This is a genomic window from Corallococcus sp. EGB, assembly GCF_019968905.1.
In the GTDB taxonomy this organism is placed as follows: domain Bacteria; phylum Myxococcota; class Myxococcia; order Myxococcales; family Myxococcaceae; genus Corallococcus.
In genome coordinates, this window is record NZ_CP079946.1 from 7,189,088 (window position 1) to 7,203,602 (window position 14,515).

Sequence of the window (14,515 nt, forward strand, 5' to 3'; positions counted from 1 at the left end):
CTTCCTTCACCCGGGAAAGGTGGGGCCTTCCCCGGGGTCCGTCGAGTACGCCCCTCGGGGTTACGAGAGGCTCTGGCGGGTCTCCTCGATCTCGTAGGCCTCGATGATGTCGCCGGCCTTGAGGTCGTTGAAGTTCTCGATGCCGATACCGCACTCGAAGCCCTGGGCGACTTCCTTCACGTCGTCCTTGAAGCGGCGCAGCGACGCCATCTTCCCGGAGAAGAGCTGCTTGTTCTCGCGCATGAGGCGCACGAACGAGCCGCGCTTCATCACGCCGTCCAGGACGGCCGCGCCGGCGATGGTGCCCAGCTTCGGCACGTTGAAGGTGTTGCGCACCTCCGCACGGCCCAGCTTGCGCTCGGTGCGGATGGGCTCCAGGAGGCCCTCCATCTCCGTGCGAACCCCGTCGATGAGTTCGTAGATGATGGAGTAGCTCTGCAGCGTCACCTGCTGCGCCTTGGCCGCGGCCTCCGCGCCCGACTCCGGCTTCACGTTGAAGCCGAGCACGACGCCCTTGGAAGCGGCGGCGCGCATGACGTCGGTCTCCGTGATGGCGCCCACGCCCGCGTCGATGATGACCACCCGCACCTTGTGCGTGGTGAGCTTGTCCACCGCCTGACGCACGGCCTCCGCCGAGCCCTGCACGTCCGCCTTGATGATGACGCGCAGCTCCTTGGGCCCGCCGCCCGCCTTCGTCTTGGCGAAGAGCTGGTCCAGGGACTCGCGGCTGACCTTGCTGAGCTCCGTCTGCCGCTCCTTCATGGCGCGGTGGTCGGCGATCTGCTTGGCCGCCTTCTCGTCGGAGACGACGTTGATGGCGTCACCCGCGGTGGGCACGCCGGACAGGCCGACGACCTCCGCGCAGTAGCCCGGCTTCACTTCCTTCACCTGCTCGCCGCGGCTGTTGTTCATCGCGCGGACGCGGCCGTAGTGCGTGCCGGTGACGATGGCGTCGCCCAGCTTGAGCGTGCCCTCCTGCACCAGCACCGTGGCCACGGGACCGCGGCCACGCTCCAGCTTCGCCTCCACGATGGCGCCCACGGACGGGCGCGCCGGGTTGGCGGTCAGCTCGAGGACCTCCGCCTGCAGGGCCAGGTTCTCCAGGAGGAGATCCAGGTTCATCTTCGTCTTGGCGGAGACGGGCACCATGATGGTCTCGCCGCCCCACTCTTCCGGCACCAGCTCGTGGCCCGCGAGGTCCTTCTTCACGCGGTCGGGGTTGGCGCCCGGGACGTCCATCTTGTTGATGGCGACGACGATGGGCACTTCCGCCTGCTTGGCGTGCTTGATGGCCTCGATGGTCTGGGGCATCACGCCGTCATCCGCGGCCACCACCAGCACCACGATGTCCGTCACGTTGGCGCCACGGGCGCGCATGGACGTGAAGGCCTCGTGGCCCGGGGTGTCCAGGAACGTGACGTCGCCGCGCGCGGTGGACACGCTGTACGCACCGATGTGCTGGGTGATGCCGCCCGCCTCGCCCGCGGCCACGCTGGCCTGGCGGATGGCGTCCAGGAGGCTCGTCTTGCCGTGGTCGACGTGGCCCATGATGGTGACCACCGGCGGACGGGGACGCTCGTCCTCGGCCTTGGCCGTGACCTCCGGCAGGTAGTCCTCCACCTCGAAGCCGACGCGCTCGACCTTCCAGCCGTAATCGCTGGCGATGAGCTCCGCGGTGTCGGCGTCCAGGATCTGGTTCGCCGTGGCCATCTTCTGCATGCCCATCAGCTTCTTGATGAGCTCCGCGGTGCGGATACCCATGCGCTGCCCCAGGTCGGAGACGCTGATGCCCTCCTGGAGCTTGATGACCTTCTTCTCCTCGGCCATCTGGGTGATCTGCGTCTTGGCGCCCTTCTTCGTGGGCTTGCGCTTCTTGCCGCGGACGGGGATCTGGATGCGGCCCCAGACCATGTCCGACAGCTCCTGCTTGGACACGCTGGTCGTCTCAGGCCCCGTGCGCTTGCGCTGCCCGCGCTCCTTGTTCTTGGAGACGTCCACGAGCTCGCGGCCGCGGCCCAGGTGATCCTGGACGACCTTGTACTCGCGCTTCTCCGTCGGGATGCCGGCGCGGCCCGGGGCCATGGGGTACTGCTTGGCCTGGGTCGTGGTGGGCGTGACGCGGCGGACCTGGATGAGCGGGCGCGAAATCACCACGGCCTGGGTGGCCGTGGGGCGCGCCTGGGCACCCGGCGTGGGCGCGACCTGGGCGTGCGGCACGCCGCCGACCATGATGGTCGGGCCGGTGGGCTGCACCGGAGTCGCTCCCGTGGCGCCCGCCGAGGGAGGCGTGGACGGACGCACCGGTCCCGTCTGGCCGGGGCGCGCCTGCACGGGCGCTCCCGGGCGGTTCTGCATGGGCCCCGAACCCGGACGGCCCTGCATGGGCGCGCCAGGACGGCTGCCCGGACCCGAGGGCCCACCCGGACGACCACCGGCACCACCCGGCCCCCCCGGACGGCTGCCCGGCGGCCCACCGGGGCGCCCGCCCGTGGAACCCGGACGCTGCACGTAACCGGGACCTCGGGAGATGACCGTCGCGGACGTCGACGTGGAAGAAGGCGTCCGTGCGGTGGGCGGGACCGGCGAGCGCGTAGGGGGGTTGGGCAAGCGGGGACTCTCCTGCGTAGGACTGCGCGGTGTCGCCGTGGCCGGGGTCGGCTCGGCGGCCCGGGGCGTCTCCGCCACGGCCGCGGGAGGCGGGGTGGACGGCGGTGTCACGGGCGGGGTGACGGATGCGGCAACAGACGGGGTGGCCGGGGCCTCGGGGGCCGGGGTCGGCTCCGGGGCGGCGGCGATGGTGGCGACGGTCGCCTCGGGCGGAGCGGCCGTCTCGGCGGGCGCTTCCGGAGCGCGGGCCGCGGGCGCGGCCTCCACGGGCGCGGGGGGCGGCTCCGGGGCGGCAGGCGCCTGCGGCGGCTCCTGCGTCACGGGCGCGGCGGCCTGCGGCTCCGGCATGGCCTCCGGCTGCTCGTAGGCCGGCTCGGCGGTCTGCGCGTGGGCGTCCTGGGCCTCGGGCGCGGACGTCCCCGCGGGCGCGCCGACCTTGCGGCGCACCACGAAGCCCTTCGCGGCGACAGGCGCGGCGGCCTGCTTCGGCTTGCGCTTGTCCAGGATCTTCTGGACCGCGGCCGTGGCCTGGTCATCGTCCAGGGAGGACGAGTGGCTCTTGACGTCGTAACCCAGCCCGGCGAGCTCGGTCACGACCTCCTTGTTGTCGAGCTCAATCCCGTGGCTCTTGAGCTCCTTGGCGATTTCGTGAACGCGCTTCTTCGACATACCTTGATTGGCCTTCTGCTCCGCCGACGACGAGGCCGAGCACCCTAGTCCAAAGCCGAAATTGTGTGCGAGTGGTGCTTAACAACCACCTCCCCCCGCAACCTCTCCACCCTCCCGCCCTCACTCCCATGCCTGCCCGAGCACCGACGGGTCAACCTGACCCGCCTTGCCCCGGAAGGCCCTGCCTAGCGCCTTACGCTTGAGCGCTGCCGTCAGACAACCGGCACCGCACAGGTACGCCCCCCGCCCCGGCAGCCGCCGCCGCCTGTCCGCCACCACGCTGCCCTGGGGACCTACCACGAACCGGGTGAGTTCCGCCTGTGCCTTGCGAGAACCGCACCCGACGCAGGTCCTGAGCGGACCTGACGCCGTGATTTCCATGGGATGTGTCCCGGGCCGTTTGGTTGCGCGGCGCATCCACCTACCCCCTGACTTTACGGTGCCTTGGCCGCTTCCGCGCCCTCCGAGCCGCCGGCCGACGCCAGCGCGCCCCGTTCCGCGTTCAACTCCGCGCGCAGCTTGGCCTCCTCCACCAGATAGTTCTCCGCCGCGCTCTTCAGCTGGCGGGCCTTCTTGATGCCCACGCCCGGCACGTCGCCCAGGCGGGTGAGGTCCTTCTCGTTCGCGATGTCCTCCACCGAGCGGTAGCCGGCGAGGATGAGCTGCTCGATGGTCTTCTCTCCGACGCCGCGCACGCGCGCCATTCGCTCCGGCTGGGACAGCTCGTCCGGGTGGCGGCGGGCCTCGGCCAGCCGGGCCTGCTCGCGCTCGTAGTCCATGCGCGACAGCTCCTGCTGGTCCTCCACCATGCGCTTGCGCGCCTCCTCCTGCATGGAGGGGATGCGGGTGGGGTCGATGCCGGGGATCTGCGCCAGCACCTCCGGGTTCGCGTCCGCCACGTCACGCGCCTGGCGGAAGCCGTGCGCGTAGAGCGTCTCCACCAGCATCTCGTTGACACCCGGCAGGGCGCCCAGCGAGCGGCTGGCGAACTCGCGCATCTCCCGCACGCGGCTCTCGCTGTTGATGTCCAGCTTCCAGCCGGTCAGCTGCGCCGCCAGGCGCACGTTCTGCCCGCGCCGGCCAATGGCCAGCGACAGCTGGTCGTCCGGGACGATGAGCTCCATGGCGTGGTTGGCCTCGTCGATGATGACGCGGCTGACCTCCGCGGGGGCCAGGGCCGAGCACACGAAGCGCGCCGGGTCCTCGTCGTAGGGGACGATGTCGATCTTCTCTCCGCGCAGCTCCTGCACCACCGCCTGCACGCGGCTGCCCTTCATGCCCACGCACGCGCCCACAGGATCCACGTCCGAGTCGCGGCTGGACACGGCGATCTTCGCGCGGCCGCCCGGCTCACGCGCCGCCGCCTCGATGACGACGATGCCCTCGGCGATTTCCGGCACCTCCATCTCGAAGAGCTTGGTGAGCAGGTTCACGGACGCGCGCGACAACACGATCTGCGGGCCCTTGGACTCGCGCAGCACGTCCAGCACGTACGCCTGGACGCGGTCGCCCGGGCGGTAGGTCTCACGCGGGACCTGCTCGCGCACGGGCAGCACGGCCTCCGCGCGGCCCAGGTCCACGACGATGTTGCCGCGCTCGAACCGGCGGGCGATGCCGGTGACGATCTCGTTCTTGCGGTCCTTGTACTCGTTGAAGACGTTCTCACGCTCGGCGTCGCGGGTGCGCTGCAGGATGACCTGCTTGGCCGTCTGCGCCGCGATGCGGCCGAAGCCGCGGCGGAAGGTCTTCAGCCGGAGGATGTCCCCGTACTGGTCATCCTGGGCCTTGGCCTCGTTGGCGTCCTCGTCCCGGTAGAAGATCTGGAAGACGAGCTCGTCGCCGGGCTCCACCTCCATGCCCTTCTTGTGGGCCTCGTCCATGGTGATCTGGTTCACGGCCTGGACGGGGTCGGTGATCTCCGCGACCACGGTGATGGCCTGGAAGAGCTCCACGACGCCCTTCTCCGGGTCGTACTTGGCCTCGAGGTTGCGGTCCTGGCCAAAGTGCTTCTTGGCCGCGGTGTTCATCGCGTCCTCGAGGGTGGCAATGAGCACGGCCCGTTCGATGCCCTTGTCCTTGGCGACCTGATCCAGGACGAGGTTGAGGTTGACGGCCGGGTTGGCGGGCGTGGGCATGGCGTTGTCTTCTCCGGAAATGGGTCCACGGGCGGCCCTGGCGCGAACAGGGTCCCCTGTATGTTGGCTTCTAGAACTCGAACTCCAGGTGGGCCTTGGCGATGTCCTTGAAGGGGATGACGAACACGCCGCCCCCCTCCACGTCCACGGAGATGGCGTCGGCCGCCACTTCGGTGAGCGTGCCGCTGAAGTTCTTCCGCGGAGGATCACCCAGCGGGCCGAAGGTCTTCACCTTGACCTTCTGCCCCTTCACCCGTTGGAAGTGCGCCGGCTTCTTCAAGGGCCGGTTCACCCCGGGGCTGGACACCTCCAGGTTGTATTCCTGGGGGATGAAGTCCTCCACGTCGAGCACCGGATCCACGGCGCGCGACACCTGGGAGCACTCGTCCAGACCCACCCGGCCACCGGGCTTGTCGATGAACAGCCGCAACACCCAGCCCTCACGCTCGCGGACGTACTCCACGTCCAGGAGCTCCAGGCCTTCGTTCGCCACGATGGGTTCCAGCAGCGACGCCGCCTTCTCCTCCACCGTCTGTTTGATGTTCTTCGACTCCATGGCCAGGAAACAGGTCTCCAAAAACACAAAAAGCGGGCACGGCGGCCCACTTTTCGATGTGATGCGTCGAAAAATGTCGGGGCGTCCGTAACACACGCCCCCTCGGGGTGTAAAGGAAGGACACACCCCGAGGCGCCGGGTCAAACGTCCCCCGGGAACGAAGGATTCCCAGGGGTTCCGAGTGACGTCGGTGGCGTTATAACGCCCGCATGCACCTCATCGCCGCCGCACAGATGGTGTCCACCGCGGACAAGGCCCACAACCTGGATGTGGCCACGCGCCTCGTGCGCCAGGCCGCCTCCCTGGGTGCCCACCTCGTGGGCCTGCCGGAGAACTTCTCCTGGATGGGCCCGGAGCCCGAGCGCCCCTCCGCGGCGGAGGGCCTGGATGGCCCCACCCTGAGCCGGATGGCGGAGCTGGCCCGGGGGACGAAGACGACGCTGCTGGCCGGCTCCATCCTGGAGGAGGGAGCGCCCGGCGGCCGGCTCTACAACACCAGCGTCCTCTTCGGCCCGGACGGCGCCCGCCTGGCCGTCTACCGGAAGATGCACCTGTTCGATGTGGACGTGGGTGACGGGGCCACCTACCAGGAGTCCGCGGCGGTGGCGCCGGGGACGGAGGTGGTGGCGGCGGACACGGCGGTGGGACGGCTGGGCATGAGCGTCTGCTACGACCTGCGCTTCCCGGAGCTGTACCGGCGGCTGTCCCGGGACGGGGCGACGCTGCTCGCGGTGCCGGCGGCCTTCACGATGATGACGGGCAAGGACCACTGGGAGGTGCTGCTGCGCGCCCGGGCCATCGAAAACCAGGCCTACGTGCTGGCCCCGGCCCAGGGAGGGCGGCACTCCGCGCAGCGGCTGACGTACGGCCACGCGATGGTGGTGGACCCGTGGGGCCTGGTGACGGCGCGGGCCTCCGAGGGCGAGGGCCTGGCGGTGGCGCCGGTGGACCCCGAGCTCCAGGCACGCATCCGGCGGAATTTGCCGTGCCTGGCGCACAGACGGCTGGACTGAGCAGGCGCTCGTGAAGAAGCGGGGGTGGGAGGCCCTTCCCGCGCGGCTTTTCCGGCTAGAGTGGTCCGCAGGAAGACCCCTCTGGTGAACGCACGACGCTGGCCCCCCCTGCTTTTCGCGGTCGCACTCATGGCCCTTCCTCCCGGCTGCACCGCCGATGAGAAGCCTCCTGGGCCCGCCGAGGCGCCCCTGCCTCCGCCCGCGCCCCGCGCGCACCTGCGGGAGCTGACGGGGGACGTGCAGATCAAACGCGCGGTGGCGGACGAGTGGAGCCCCGCGCGCGACGAGTTGCCCCTCTACGAAAACGACAAGGTCCGCACCGAGGCCGGGGCCAGCGCCCAGGTCGTGTTCGCCAACGGAAGCACGCTGCACCTGGGGGGCGATTCCCTGGTGGGCATCGCGGAAAGCAAGCTTCGAACGGACGTCACCGTCCTCCGGGGACGGGTGGACGCCACCTTGGAGAAACCGGCCGCCCAGTCGCTGTCCGTCACCACCCCATCCGCCACGGTTCGTGCGGGCAGGAAGATTGAATTCCAATGAAGGCCGCCCTCTGGCTCAGCGCGTGGATGGGGCTGTCCGTGGTGCCCTCGACGGCCCCGACCTCGGTGGGGCGCCAGTCACCGGATGGCTCGGCGCCTTCCGGCGACAGCGCCGCGGCGGCCGCGCGCAAGGCGCCCGGCACGGAGCCGCAGACGGCGCTCAAGGCGCTGGAGATGTCGCGCGCGGCGGTGACGGCCGCGCCGGACGACGCGCGCCGCCGCGAGGCCGAGTCCCGCCTGAAGGAAGCGGAGGCGCACTTCCAGGCCGCCCGGTACGCGGAGGCGCTGCACAAGGCGGACGAGGCGTGGGCGCTGCTCAACCCGCCCCAGCCGTCCAACTTCACGGTGGAGGTGGACCATGACGGCGGAACCACCACCGTCACCCACCGCCAGGGGCCTCCGGTCACCGTGGAGGCGCAGCACGCCACCCGGGTGCTGGCCAGGGGCGAGTCCGTGCGCGTGCAGCAGGGCACCGTGCTGCCGGAGCCGCCCGGCGCGCCGCTGCTCGGGCAGCCCGCGGACAACGCCCGCTTCACGCTGAAGCCGGCGCCCGGGGGACTGCTGGGGCCGGTGACGCTGTCGTGGACTTCCGTGGCGGGCGCCACGCGCTACGAGGTGGAGGTCGTCGCGGAGGGCGTGGAGGGGGGGGCGACGCCGGCGCCGGTGCGCTCGGTGGTGGCCTCGCGGCAATGGACATTGCCGTCGCTGCCCGCGGGCCGTTATCGCTGGACGGTGACGGCGGTGAGTCTGGAGCAGGGGCGGTCCCTGCCCTCGCAGACACGGCGCTTCGAGCTGGCCGCGGAATCGCTCGAACTCAACGTCAAGGTGAAGGACGGGTGGCAGAAGTAGCCGCCTTCCCCGCGAGGAGCCACCCCGTGCGATTGTTCAAGGTCATCCTCCTGCTGATGCTGGTGGTCAGCATCATCCCCACGGTGATGGTGGGCTGGGTGTCGGTGTCCCATACGCGCGAGCTGCTCATCCGCGACGCGCAGGAGCTGGCGCAGGAGCGCGTGAAGCAGCTGCGCCTGAAGGCGGAGAACTTCCTGGAGGAGCCCACGGCGCGCGTGGTGGGGCTGTCCAGCGTGCCGGGCGGCTTCTTCACCCTGCCGCGCGACACGCAGCGGCTGCACATCTCCGCGGTGCTCAACCAGCGCCCGGAGGTGCTGGCGCTCACCGTGTTCGGCGCGGACCGGCAGCGGCTGCCGGGGCTGCAGGCCTTCGCGGTGCACGACATGACGCCCAGCGCGGTGGCGGAGCACGAGGAGCGCGCGCGGGCCCTGCTGGACTCGGGGCTCACCGGGGTGCGCTATTCGGACGTCGTGGCGTCCCACGGCGGAGGCGGCGGGCCGGTGGTGACGCTGGCCTTCCCGGTGGGCGACCCGGTGCAGGGCTACATGGCCGCGGACCTCACGCTCGCGGGCCTGCGGCAGATGCTGTCCCAGGAGCGCGTGGGCAGCACGGGCTTCGCGTACCTGGCGGACCGGCGCGGCCGGCTGATTGCCGGCGGCGGAGACCTGGGCGCGGTGGGCGATGACGTGTCCAGGCGGCTGCCCCTGGCGCACCTGCTCAAGCAGCGCGAGGGCACGCCGGACACGGAGCTGTTCCACGTGGGCAACTTCGGCGAGGGGCGCGACGCGGTGGTGTCCGCGTACTCGGTGCTGCCGGAGGCGGGCTGGGCCATCGTGTCCGAGCAGCCGGTGGAGCACGCGTACCGCCAGGTGGAGACCATGGAGCGGCGCATCCTCCTGGGCCTGGGCGGCGCCATCCTGGTGGCGCTGGTGCTGGCGGCCATCTTCTCCCGCAACCTCACGCAGCCCCTGAAGACGTTCATCGCGACGTCGCTGGAGCTGGCGCGCGGCAAGTTCGGCGTGGAGGTGCACCTCAAGCAGAAGAACGAGCTGGGGGAGCTGGCCCAGACGTTCAACTACATGAGCAAGCAGCTCATGGCGTACGACATGGAGACGCGCGGCCTCTACGAGAGCCTGGAGAAGGGCTACCTGGAGACCATCGTCGCGCTGGCCAACTCCATCGACTCCAAGGACGCGTACACGCGTGGCCACAGCCAGCGGGTGGGCGACGTGGCGGTGGAGATTGGCAGGGAGCTGAAGCTCACCGAGCGCGAGCTGCGCCAGCTGCAGTACGGCGGCATCCTCCACGACATCGGGAAGATTGGCATCGCGGAGAACATCCTCTGCAAGCAGTCCCGGCTCACCGACCAGGAGATGGCGACGATGCGCGAGCACCCCGCCATTGGCGACGCCATCATCGGGCCCGTCAGCTTCCTGGTCCCGGTGCGCGCGTGCGTGCGCCACCACCACGAGCGCTGGGACGGCACGGGCTACCCGGACAAGCTGAAGGGCGAGGCCATCCCGCTGCTCGCGCGCATCGTGGCGTGCGCGGACACCTTCGACGCGTGCACCTCCACGCGCCCCTACCAGAAGGCCATGCCGCTGGAGAAGGCGATGGAGATTTTGGACAACCTCAGCGGCGCGCAGCTGGACCCCCGGGTGGTGCAGGCCCTGCGCGCGGTGCTGGCCCAGCGGGGCGTGCGGCTGGAAGGCCACCGGCAGCCCGTCAAGCTGGCGTCCTGAAGCCTGGGGCTCCCGGCCCTTTCGCTTTCGCGGCAGGTCCCCCACCCCGCCGGAAGGATGGTAGGGAGGGGCTGCTGTCCCCAAGCCTTGGAAGGTGGACCGGTGAGCAATTTCTGGGATCGCATCAAGCCCGCGCCCAAGCCCGTCAGCGCGACGGATGCGAAGCTGTCCGCGGACGGCGAGTCGCTGACGCTGACGTGGGACGATGGCGTGACGACGACCGCCACCGCGCAGGTGCTGCGCCAGCAGTGCCCGTGCGCCGCGTGCGTGGACGAGTGGACGGCGAAGCGCACGCTGGACCCCTCGCAGGTGCCCGCGAACCTGCGCGTGCTGCAGATGCAGCCGGTGGGCAACTACGCGCTCGCGTTCGTCTTCAGCGACCAGCACAGCACGGGCATCTACCCGTGGAAGCACCTGCGCGAAATCACCCAGTCGCAGGGGTGAGCATCTCCACCGCGTCTCTCCGGAGGTCCCTGTGACGTCGCGCTATCGGCTGCTGCAACCGCTGGCCACGGGTGGCATGGCGGAGCTGTTCCTGGGAGTGGCGAAGGGCGCGGAGGGCTTCGAGCGCACCGTGGCCATCAAGCGCGTGCTGCCGCACCTGGCGCGCGAGGCGGACATCTCCCGGATGTTCGTGTCCGAGGCGCGGCTGGCCATGCAGCTGCAACACCAGAACATCGTCACCGTGCACGACGTGGGGGAGAGCGCGGAAGGGCTCTTCCTGGTGATGGAGCTGGTGGACGGCTGGGACCTGGGCGCGCTGATGCGCGCGGTGACGCGCCAGGGGCTGCGGATGCCGCCACACCTGGCGGTGTTCATCGCGAGCCAGGCCCAGGCGGGACTGCAGCACGCATACCGCCGCCAGCACGACGGCCACCCGGTGGTGACGGCGCACCGGGACGTGTCGCCGTCCAACCTGCTGGTGTCCCGCGAGGGCGAGGTGAAGGTCACGGACTTCGGCATCGCGCGGCTGGCGGGTCTGTCGCGCACGGAGCCCGGCGCCTTCAAGGGCAAGGTGCCCTACGCGGCGCCAGAGGTGCTCCAGGGCGCGCCGGCCACGGCGCTGAGCGACCAGTTCTCGCTGGGCATCATCCTGGCGGAGATGCTCGCGGGGCAGCACCCGTTCGGAGCCCAGTCGGCGTCGGAGCCGATGGCGGTGGCGTACTCCATCCTCAACCGCGCGCCCACCTCGCTGCCGGACGTGCCGGCGTCGCTGGCCACGCTGGTGCTGCGCATGCTGTCGCGCGACCCGGCGGCCCGCTTCCCGGAGCCGGAGGACGTGTCGGAGGCGCTCGCGCGGTGGCTCGCGCAGACGGGCGAGCCCGCGTCGTCGCACGCGCTGGCGACGTTCCTGCGCGGCGTCCGGATGCCCCTCTCCGTGGGAGAGGTGGCCCGGGCCGCGCTGGCGGAGGCCCCGGCTTCGACGTCCGCGTCGTTCGTGATGTCCGTCGTGCCTCGCGAGGGCGTGGACGCGGGGCGGCTCCCCTCCGCGTCCGGGGCCGCTTCGGGCACCGTGGCCTATGGCGCTGGGGCGCCCGTGCCTTCGGGAGCGGTCGGCGCCTCGCGGGGCGCGCCCCCTTCGTGGAAGCCGCCTCCGGCCGTCCCCGTGGGGGCGGAAGAAGAGGAGCCGTGGAGCCCTGCGACCGGCGGCGTCTCGCTGTCCGCGTCCGGCGCCGTGGTCCACACCTGCGCCCTGTGTGGCTCGGCGCTGGAGTCCCCGGACTCGCCCTGTGAGTCCTGCACGCGCGGACCCTCCGCGGCCCGGAGCGACGCGAGCGCGGCACCGCCACGGGCTCCCCGGGGAGCGGGCCCCACCACCTCCCCGCCCCAGGCGGGCGCGCACGCGGTGGCGAGGTCCGACTCCCGGCCCCCGCCGAACGCGGCGGCCTCCGAGCCCGCGCGGGCCCGGCCGAACGCGCCCTCCGCCGCCGCCACCGCCAACGCTCCCGCGCTGGCCACGCAGTCCCTGTCGGACGTGGATGAAGCGGAGCGGATGAGCCGGCCCCACATCCGCCAGGCGGCCCAGGGAGACCTGGAGCTGGAGGAGCGCGCGCCCAAGGCCGAGACCACCCCGCATTGGGAGTTCGAGCCCGTGACGACGCCCCGGCCTCGCAGGCGCTGGGTGCCGGCGGTGGCGCTGTTCGGCATCGCGGCGGTGCTCGCGGGGGGCGTGCTGTTCCTGTGGCCCCGCTACGGGACGCAGGTGATGCGCGCGCTCGGAGCTCCGACGGATGTCCTGTCCATCCGCAGCGAGCCCTCCGGCGCCACCGTCCTGGTGGATGGCGTGGAGGTGGGCGTGACGCCCATGGCCATGGACAACACGTATCCCCCGCGCTCCGTCTCCGTGCAGCTGAAGCTCAAGGGCTACCGCACCTGGACGGGCTCGTTCATGGGCGGCAAGAAGGCGGACGTGGAAGCGGAGCTCAAGCGCTGACGCGCCGCCCACCTCCGCCAGGCGGCCTGCCCTACTTCACCAGGCGCAGGTGACCGCGGCGCGGAGGCTGCGGCTCGTCCGGGGGCCCACCCTCGGGCGGCGGCGGGGCGGCAGCCACCTCCGGGCGTGACTCCGGCTCGTCGGGGCGCTCGGACTGCACCTCGCGCAGGAAGGCGCGGGGCCTCTCCGCGGCGGCGGGCACCGGCGTGGGCGGCGGCGGACGCGCGATGGAGGCCGACGCCGCCGGGGGCTGCTGGAGCAGCTCCGGCGGCATCTCCTCCGGGTACATCCAGAATTCCTTCGTCACGTGGCTGGCGATGGCGAACAGCGCCGACCAGGGCACCGCCACCGTGAAGCGCGAACCAGAGAAGCTCAGCGTGGAGCGCACGCCCCACTCGCCCACCGTGAGGTCGGGCGGATCAAAGCGGTAGGAGAGGTTGAGGCGCAGGTGCGCTTCGCCTCGCAGGCTGGCGGGGACGAGCACACCGGGGCGGCGCGCGTCCAGGTGGATCATCACCATGCCCTGGTCGAGCGCGGCCAGCAGCCGCTCCTTCTTGTCGGAAACCTTCTTGTCCATTCCAGCCTGTCCGGCGGGGGAATTGCGGGAGCGCCCTCAACGACGGCGCACTTCCCGGTCCATCTCCCGCTTCGTCTCCCGTTCCTTGATGTCGTGGCGGCGGTCTTCGTGCGTCTTGCCGCGGCACAGGCCCAGTTCCACCTTGGCCCGCCCCTTCCTGAAGTACAGCACGAGCGGGATGATGGAGTAACCGCGCTCGCGCACCTTCGCCGTCCACCGGTCGATCTCCGACCGGTGCATGAGCAGCTTCCGGCCCCGGGTGGGGAGGTGGTCGAAGACGCTGGCCGCCTTGTAGGAGCCGATGTGGGCGTTGAGCAGGAACAGCTCCGTGCCCTTCTGGAGCGCGTAGGCGTCCGACAGGTTGGCCGTTCCTTCACGCAACGACTTCACCTCGCTCCCCGTGAGCTCCAGCCCGGCTTCTATCTTCTCATCCACCGTGTAGTCGAAGCGCGCACGCCGGTTCTCGGCAATGAGCTTCACCCCCGGCTCCGCACCCACACCCTTCGACTTTCCAGCGGCCATAACGTGTCCCGAGTCTCCTAACCGGCCAGGGGCATGTTGTCGATGAGCCGCGTGGTGCCCGAGAAGGCCGCCACCAGCATGCGCGCCGTCTGCCCGGGCGCCACCGTGTCCAGGGGTGAGAGCGTCCCGGCGTCCCGCACCTCGACGTAGTCCTCGCGCAGGCCGGCCGCCTGCAATTCACGGCGGGCGGCGTCCACCAGCGCCCGCGCGTCCCGGGTTCCGGAGGCAAGCAGGGCCTGGGCCGCCCGGATGCCCTTCGACAGGGCGAGCGCCCGCTGGCGTTCATCCGCGGACAGATAGGCATTGCGGCTGCTCATGGCCAGCCCGTCCGCCTCGCGGATGGTGGGCATGCCCACGATGTCCGCGCCCAGGTGCAGGTCGCGGTTGAGCGCCTTGATGACCTGCAGCTGCTGGTAGTCCTTCTCTCCAAACAGCGCCACGGCGGGCCGGAACAGCGCCAGGAGCTGGGTGACGATGGTGGCGACGCCCCGGAAGTGTCCGGGACGCCGCTCGCCGCACAGCCCCTGGCTGACCTCCGTCACCTCCACGTAGGTCTGGTAGCCCGCGGGGTACATCGCCGCGGGCTCGGGCGCGAACACGGCCGCGACGCCCGCGCTCGCGCATCTGGCCAGGTCCCCCTCGAAGTCGCGCGGGTAGCGCGCGAGGTCCTCGCGGGGGCCGAACTGCGTGGGGTTCACGAAGATGGAGGCAGCCACCACGTCCGCGCGCCGGCCCCCCTCCCTCATGAGCGAGACGTGGCCCTCATGGAGGAAGCCCATGGTGGGCACGAGCGCCAGGGTCTTGCCCTCCTTCTGGAGGGACGCGACCCAGGCCTTCACTTCCGCGACGGTGCGCAGGACGTGGGGTGCCAT

At 71.1% G+C, this 14,515-nt stretch carries 13 protein-coding genes; 6 read left to right on the forward strand and 7 right to left on the reverse strand.

Annotated features, from left to right (window positions below):
• Positions 1 to 60: 60 nt before the first annotated feature.
• The 4 genes from infB to rimP form a co-directional block, all read right to left on the reverse strand.
• Positions 61 to 3,276 (reverse strand): translation initiation factor IF-2, encoded by a 3,216-nt coding sequence (infB, locus tag KYK13_RS29200; protein ID WP_223636227.1) that lies wholly within the window; start codon positions 3,274 to 3,276, stop codon positions 61 to 63.
• Between the two features lie 120 nt (positions 3,277 to 3,396).
• Positions 3,397 to 3,693, reverse strand: coding sequence for a YlxR family RNase P modulator (locus tag KYK13_RS29205; protein WP_370645185.1), 297 nt, complete (start codon positions 3,691 to 3,693; stop codon positions 3,397 to 3,399).
• Between the two features lie 17 nt (positions 3,694 to 3,710).
• Positions 3,711 to 5,411, reverse strand: a complete 1,701-nt coding sequence (gene nusA / locus KYK13_RS29210) for a transcription termination factor NusA (RefSeq protein ID WP_223636231.1) — start codon at positions 5,409 to 5,411, stop codon at positions 3,711 to 3,713.
• A 70-nt stretch (positions 5,412 to 5,481) separates the two neighbouring features.
• A complete protein-coding gene (rimP, locus tag KYK13_RS29215) occupies positions 5,482 to 5,967 on the reverse strand; it encodes a ribosome maturation factor RimP (protein ID WP_223636234.1) in 486 nt (161 codons plus the stop codon).
• A gap of 209 nt (positions 5,968 to 6,176) precedes the next feature.
• On the opposite strand from rimP, the gene KYK13_RS29220 reads away from it, so the two are divergent.
• The 6 genes from KYK13_RS29220 to KYK13_RS29245 all read left to right on the forward strand — a co-directional run bounded on the left by KYK13_RS29220 (position 6,177) and on the right by KYK13_RS29245 (position 12,544).
• The gene (locus tag KYK13_RS29220; protein WP_223636237.1) at positions 6,177 to 6,980 is read left to right on the forward strand and encodes a carbon-nitrogen hydrolase family protein; all 804 of its coding nucleotides are present in this window, start codon (positions 6,177 to 6,179) and stop codon (positions 6,978 to 6,980) included.
• Between the two features lie 129 nt (positions 6,981 to 7,109).
• The gene (locus KYK13_RS29225) at positions 7,110 to 7,520 is read left to right on the forward strand and encodes a FecR family protein (RefSeq protein WP_223636240.1); all 411 of its coding nucleotides are present in this window, start codon (positions 7,110 to 7,112) and stop codon (positions 7,518 to 7,520) included.
• Positions 7,517 to 8,368, forward strand: coding sequence for a peptidoglycan-binding protein LysM (locus tag KYK13_RS29230; protein ID WP_223636243.1), 852 nt, complete (start codon positions 7,517 to 7,519; stop codon positions 8,366 to 8,368). The genes KYK13_RS29225 and KYK13_RS29230 overlap by 4 nt, the downstream gene beginning before the upstream one ends.
• Before the next feature lie 26 nt (positions 8,369 to 8,394).
• On the forward strand, positions 8,395 to 10,110 hold the full coding sequence (locus KYK13_RS29235; protein WP_223636245.1) for an HD domain-containing phosphohydrolase: 1,716 nt from the start codon (positions 8,395 to 8,397) through the stop codon (positions 10,108 to 10,110).
• 57 nt (positions 10,111 to 10,167) lie between these two features.
• Positions 10,168 to 10,554, forward strand: a complete 387-nt coding sequence (locus tag KYK13_RS29240) for a DUF971 domain-containing protein (RefSeq protein ID WP_223636248.1) — start codon at positions 10,168 to 10,170, stop codon at positions 10,552 to 10,554.
• 31 nt (positions 10,555 to 10,585) lie between these two features.
• Positions 10,586 to 12,544, forward strand: coding sequence for a serine/threonine-protein kinase (locus KYK13_RS29245; RefSeq protein WP_223636251.1), 1,959 nt, complete (start codon positions 10,586 to 10,588; stop codon positions 12,542 to 12,544).
• A gap of 31 nt (positions 12,545 to 12,575) precedes the next feature.
• On the opposite strand, the gene KYK13_RS29250 is transcribed toward KYK13_RS29245, so the two are convergent.
• The 3 genes from KYK13_RS29250 to panC are packed head-to-tail and all read right to left on the reverse strand — an operon-like array spanning position 12,576 to position 14,515.
• Positions 12,576 to 13,121, reverse strand: coding sequence for a ClpXP protease specificity-enhancing factor SspB (locus KYK13_RS29250; protein WP_223636254.1), 546 nt, complete (start codon positions 13,119 to 13,121; stop codon positions 12,576 to 12,578).
• 36 nt (positions 13,122 to 13,157) lie between these two features.
• Positions 13,158 to 13,643 carry an SsrA-binding protein SmpB gene (gene smpB, locus KYK13_RS29255; RefSeq protein ID WP_223636257.1) on the reverse strand — a complete coding sequence of 162 codons (486 nt, stop codon included), beginning with the start codon at positions 13,641 to 13,643 and terminating at the stop codon, positions 13,158 to 13,160.
• Positions 13,644 to 13,660: 17 nt separating this feature from the next.
• Positions 13,661 to 14,515 carry a pantoate--beta-alanine ligase gene (gene panC / locus KYK13_RS29260; protein ID WP_223636261.1) on the reverse strand — a complete coding sequence of 285 codons (855 nt, stop codon included), beginning with the start codon at positions 14,513 to 14,515 and terminating at the stop codon, positions 13,661 to 13,663.

Bases quoted from the DNA above. Each gene is read 5' to 3' on its own strand.
- infB (WP_223636227.1), bottom strand. From the start codon at position 3,276: ATGTCGAAGAAGCGCGTTCACGAAATCGCCAAGGAGCTCAAGAGCCAC.
- KYK13_RS29205 (WP_370645185.1), bottom strand. From the start codon at position 3,693: ATGCGCCGCGCAACCAAACGGCCCGGGACACATCCCATGGAAATCACG.
- nusA (WP_223636231.1), bottom strand. From the start codon at position 5,411: ATGCCCACGCCCGCCAACCCGGCCGTCAACCTCAACCTCGTCCTGGAT.
- rimP (WP_223636234.1), bottom strand. From the start codon at position 5,967: ATGGAGTCGAAGAACATCAAACAGACGGTGGAGGAGAAGGCGGCGTCG.
- KYK13_RS29220 (WP_223636237.1), top strand. From the start codon at position 6,177: ATGCACCTCATCGCCGCCGCACAGATGGTGTCCACCGCGGACAAGGCC.
- KYK13_RS29225 (WP_223636240.1), top strand. From the start codon at position 7,110: ATGGCCCTTCCTCCCGGCTGCACCGCCGATGAGAAGCCTCCTGGGCCC.
- KYK13_RS29230 (WP_223636243.1), top strand. From the start codon at position 7,517: ATGAAGGCCGCCCTCTGGCTCAGCGCGTGGATGGGGCTGTCCGTGGTG.
- KYK13_RS29240 (WP_223636248.1), top strand. From the start codon at position 10,168: ATGGTAGGGAGGGGCTGCTGTCCCCAAGCCTTGGAAGGTGGACCGGTG.
- KYK13_RS29250 (WP_223636254.1), bottom strand. From the start codon at position 13,121: ATGGACAAGAAGGTTTCCGACAAGAAGGAGCGGCTGCTGGCCGCGCTC.
- smpB (WP_223636257.1), bottom strand. From the start codon at position 13,643: ATGGCCGCTGGAAAGTCGAAGGGTGTGGGTGCGGAGCCGGGGGTGAAG.
- panC (WP_223636261.1), bottom strand. From the start codon at position 14,515: ATGGCACCCCACGTCCTGCGCACCGTCGCGGAAGTGAAGGCCTGGGTC.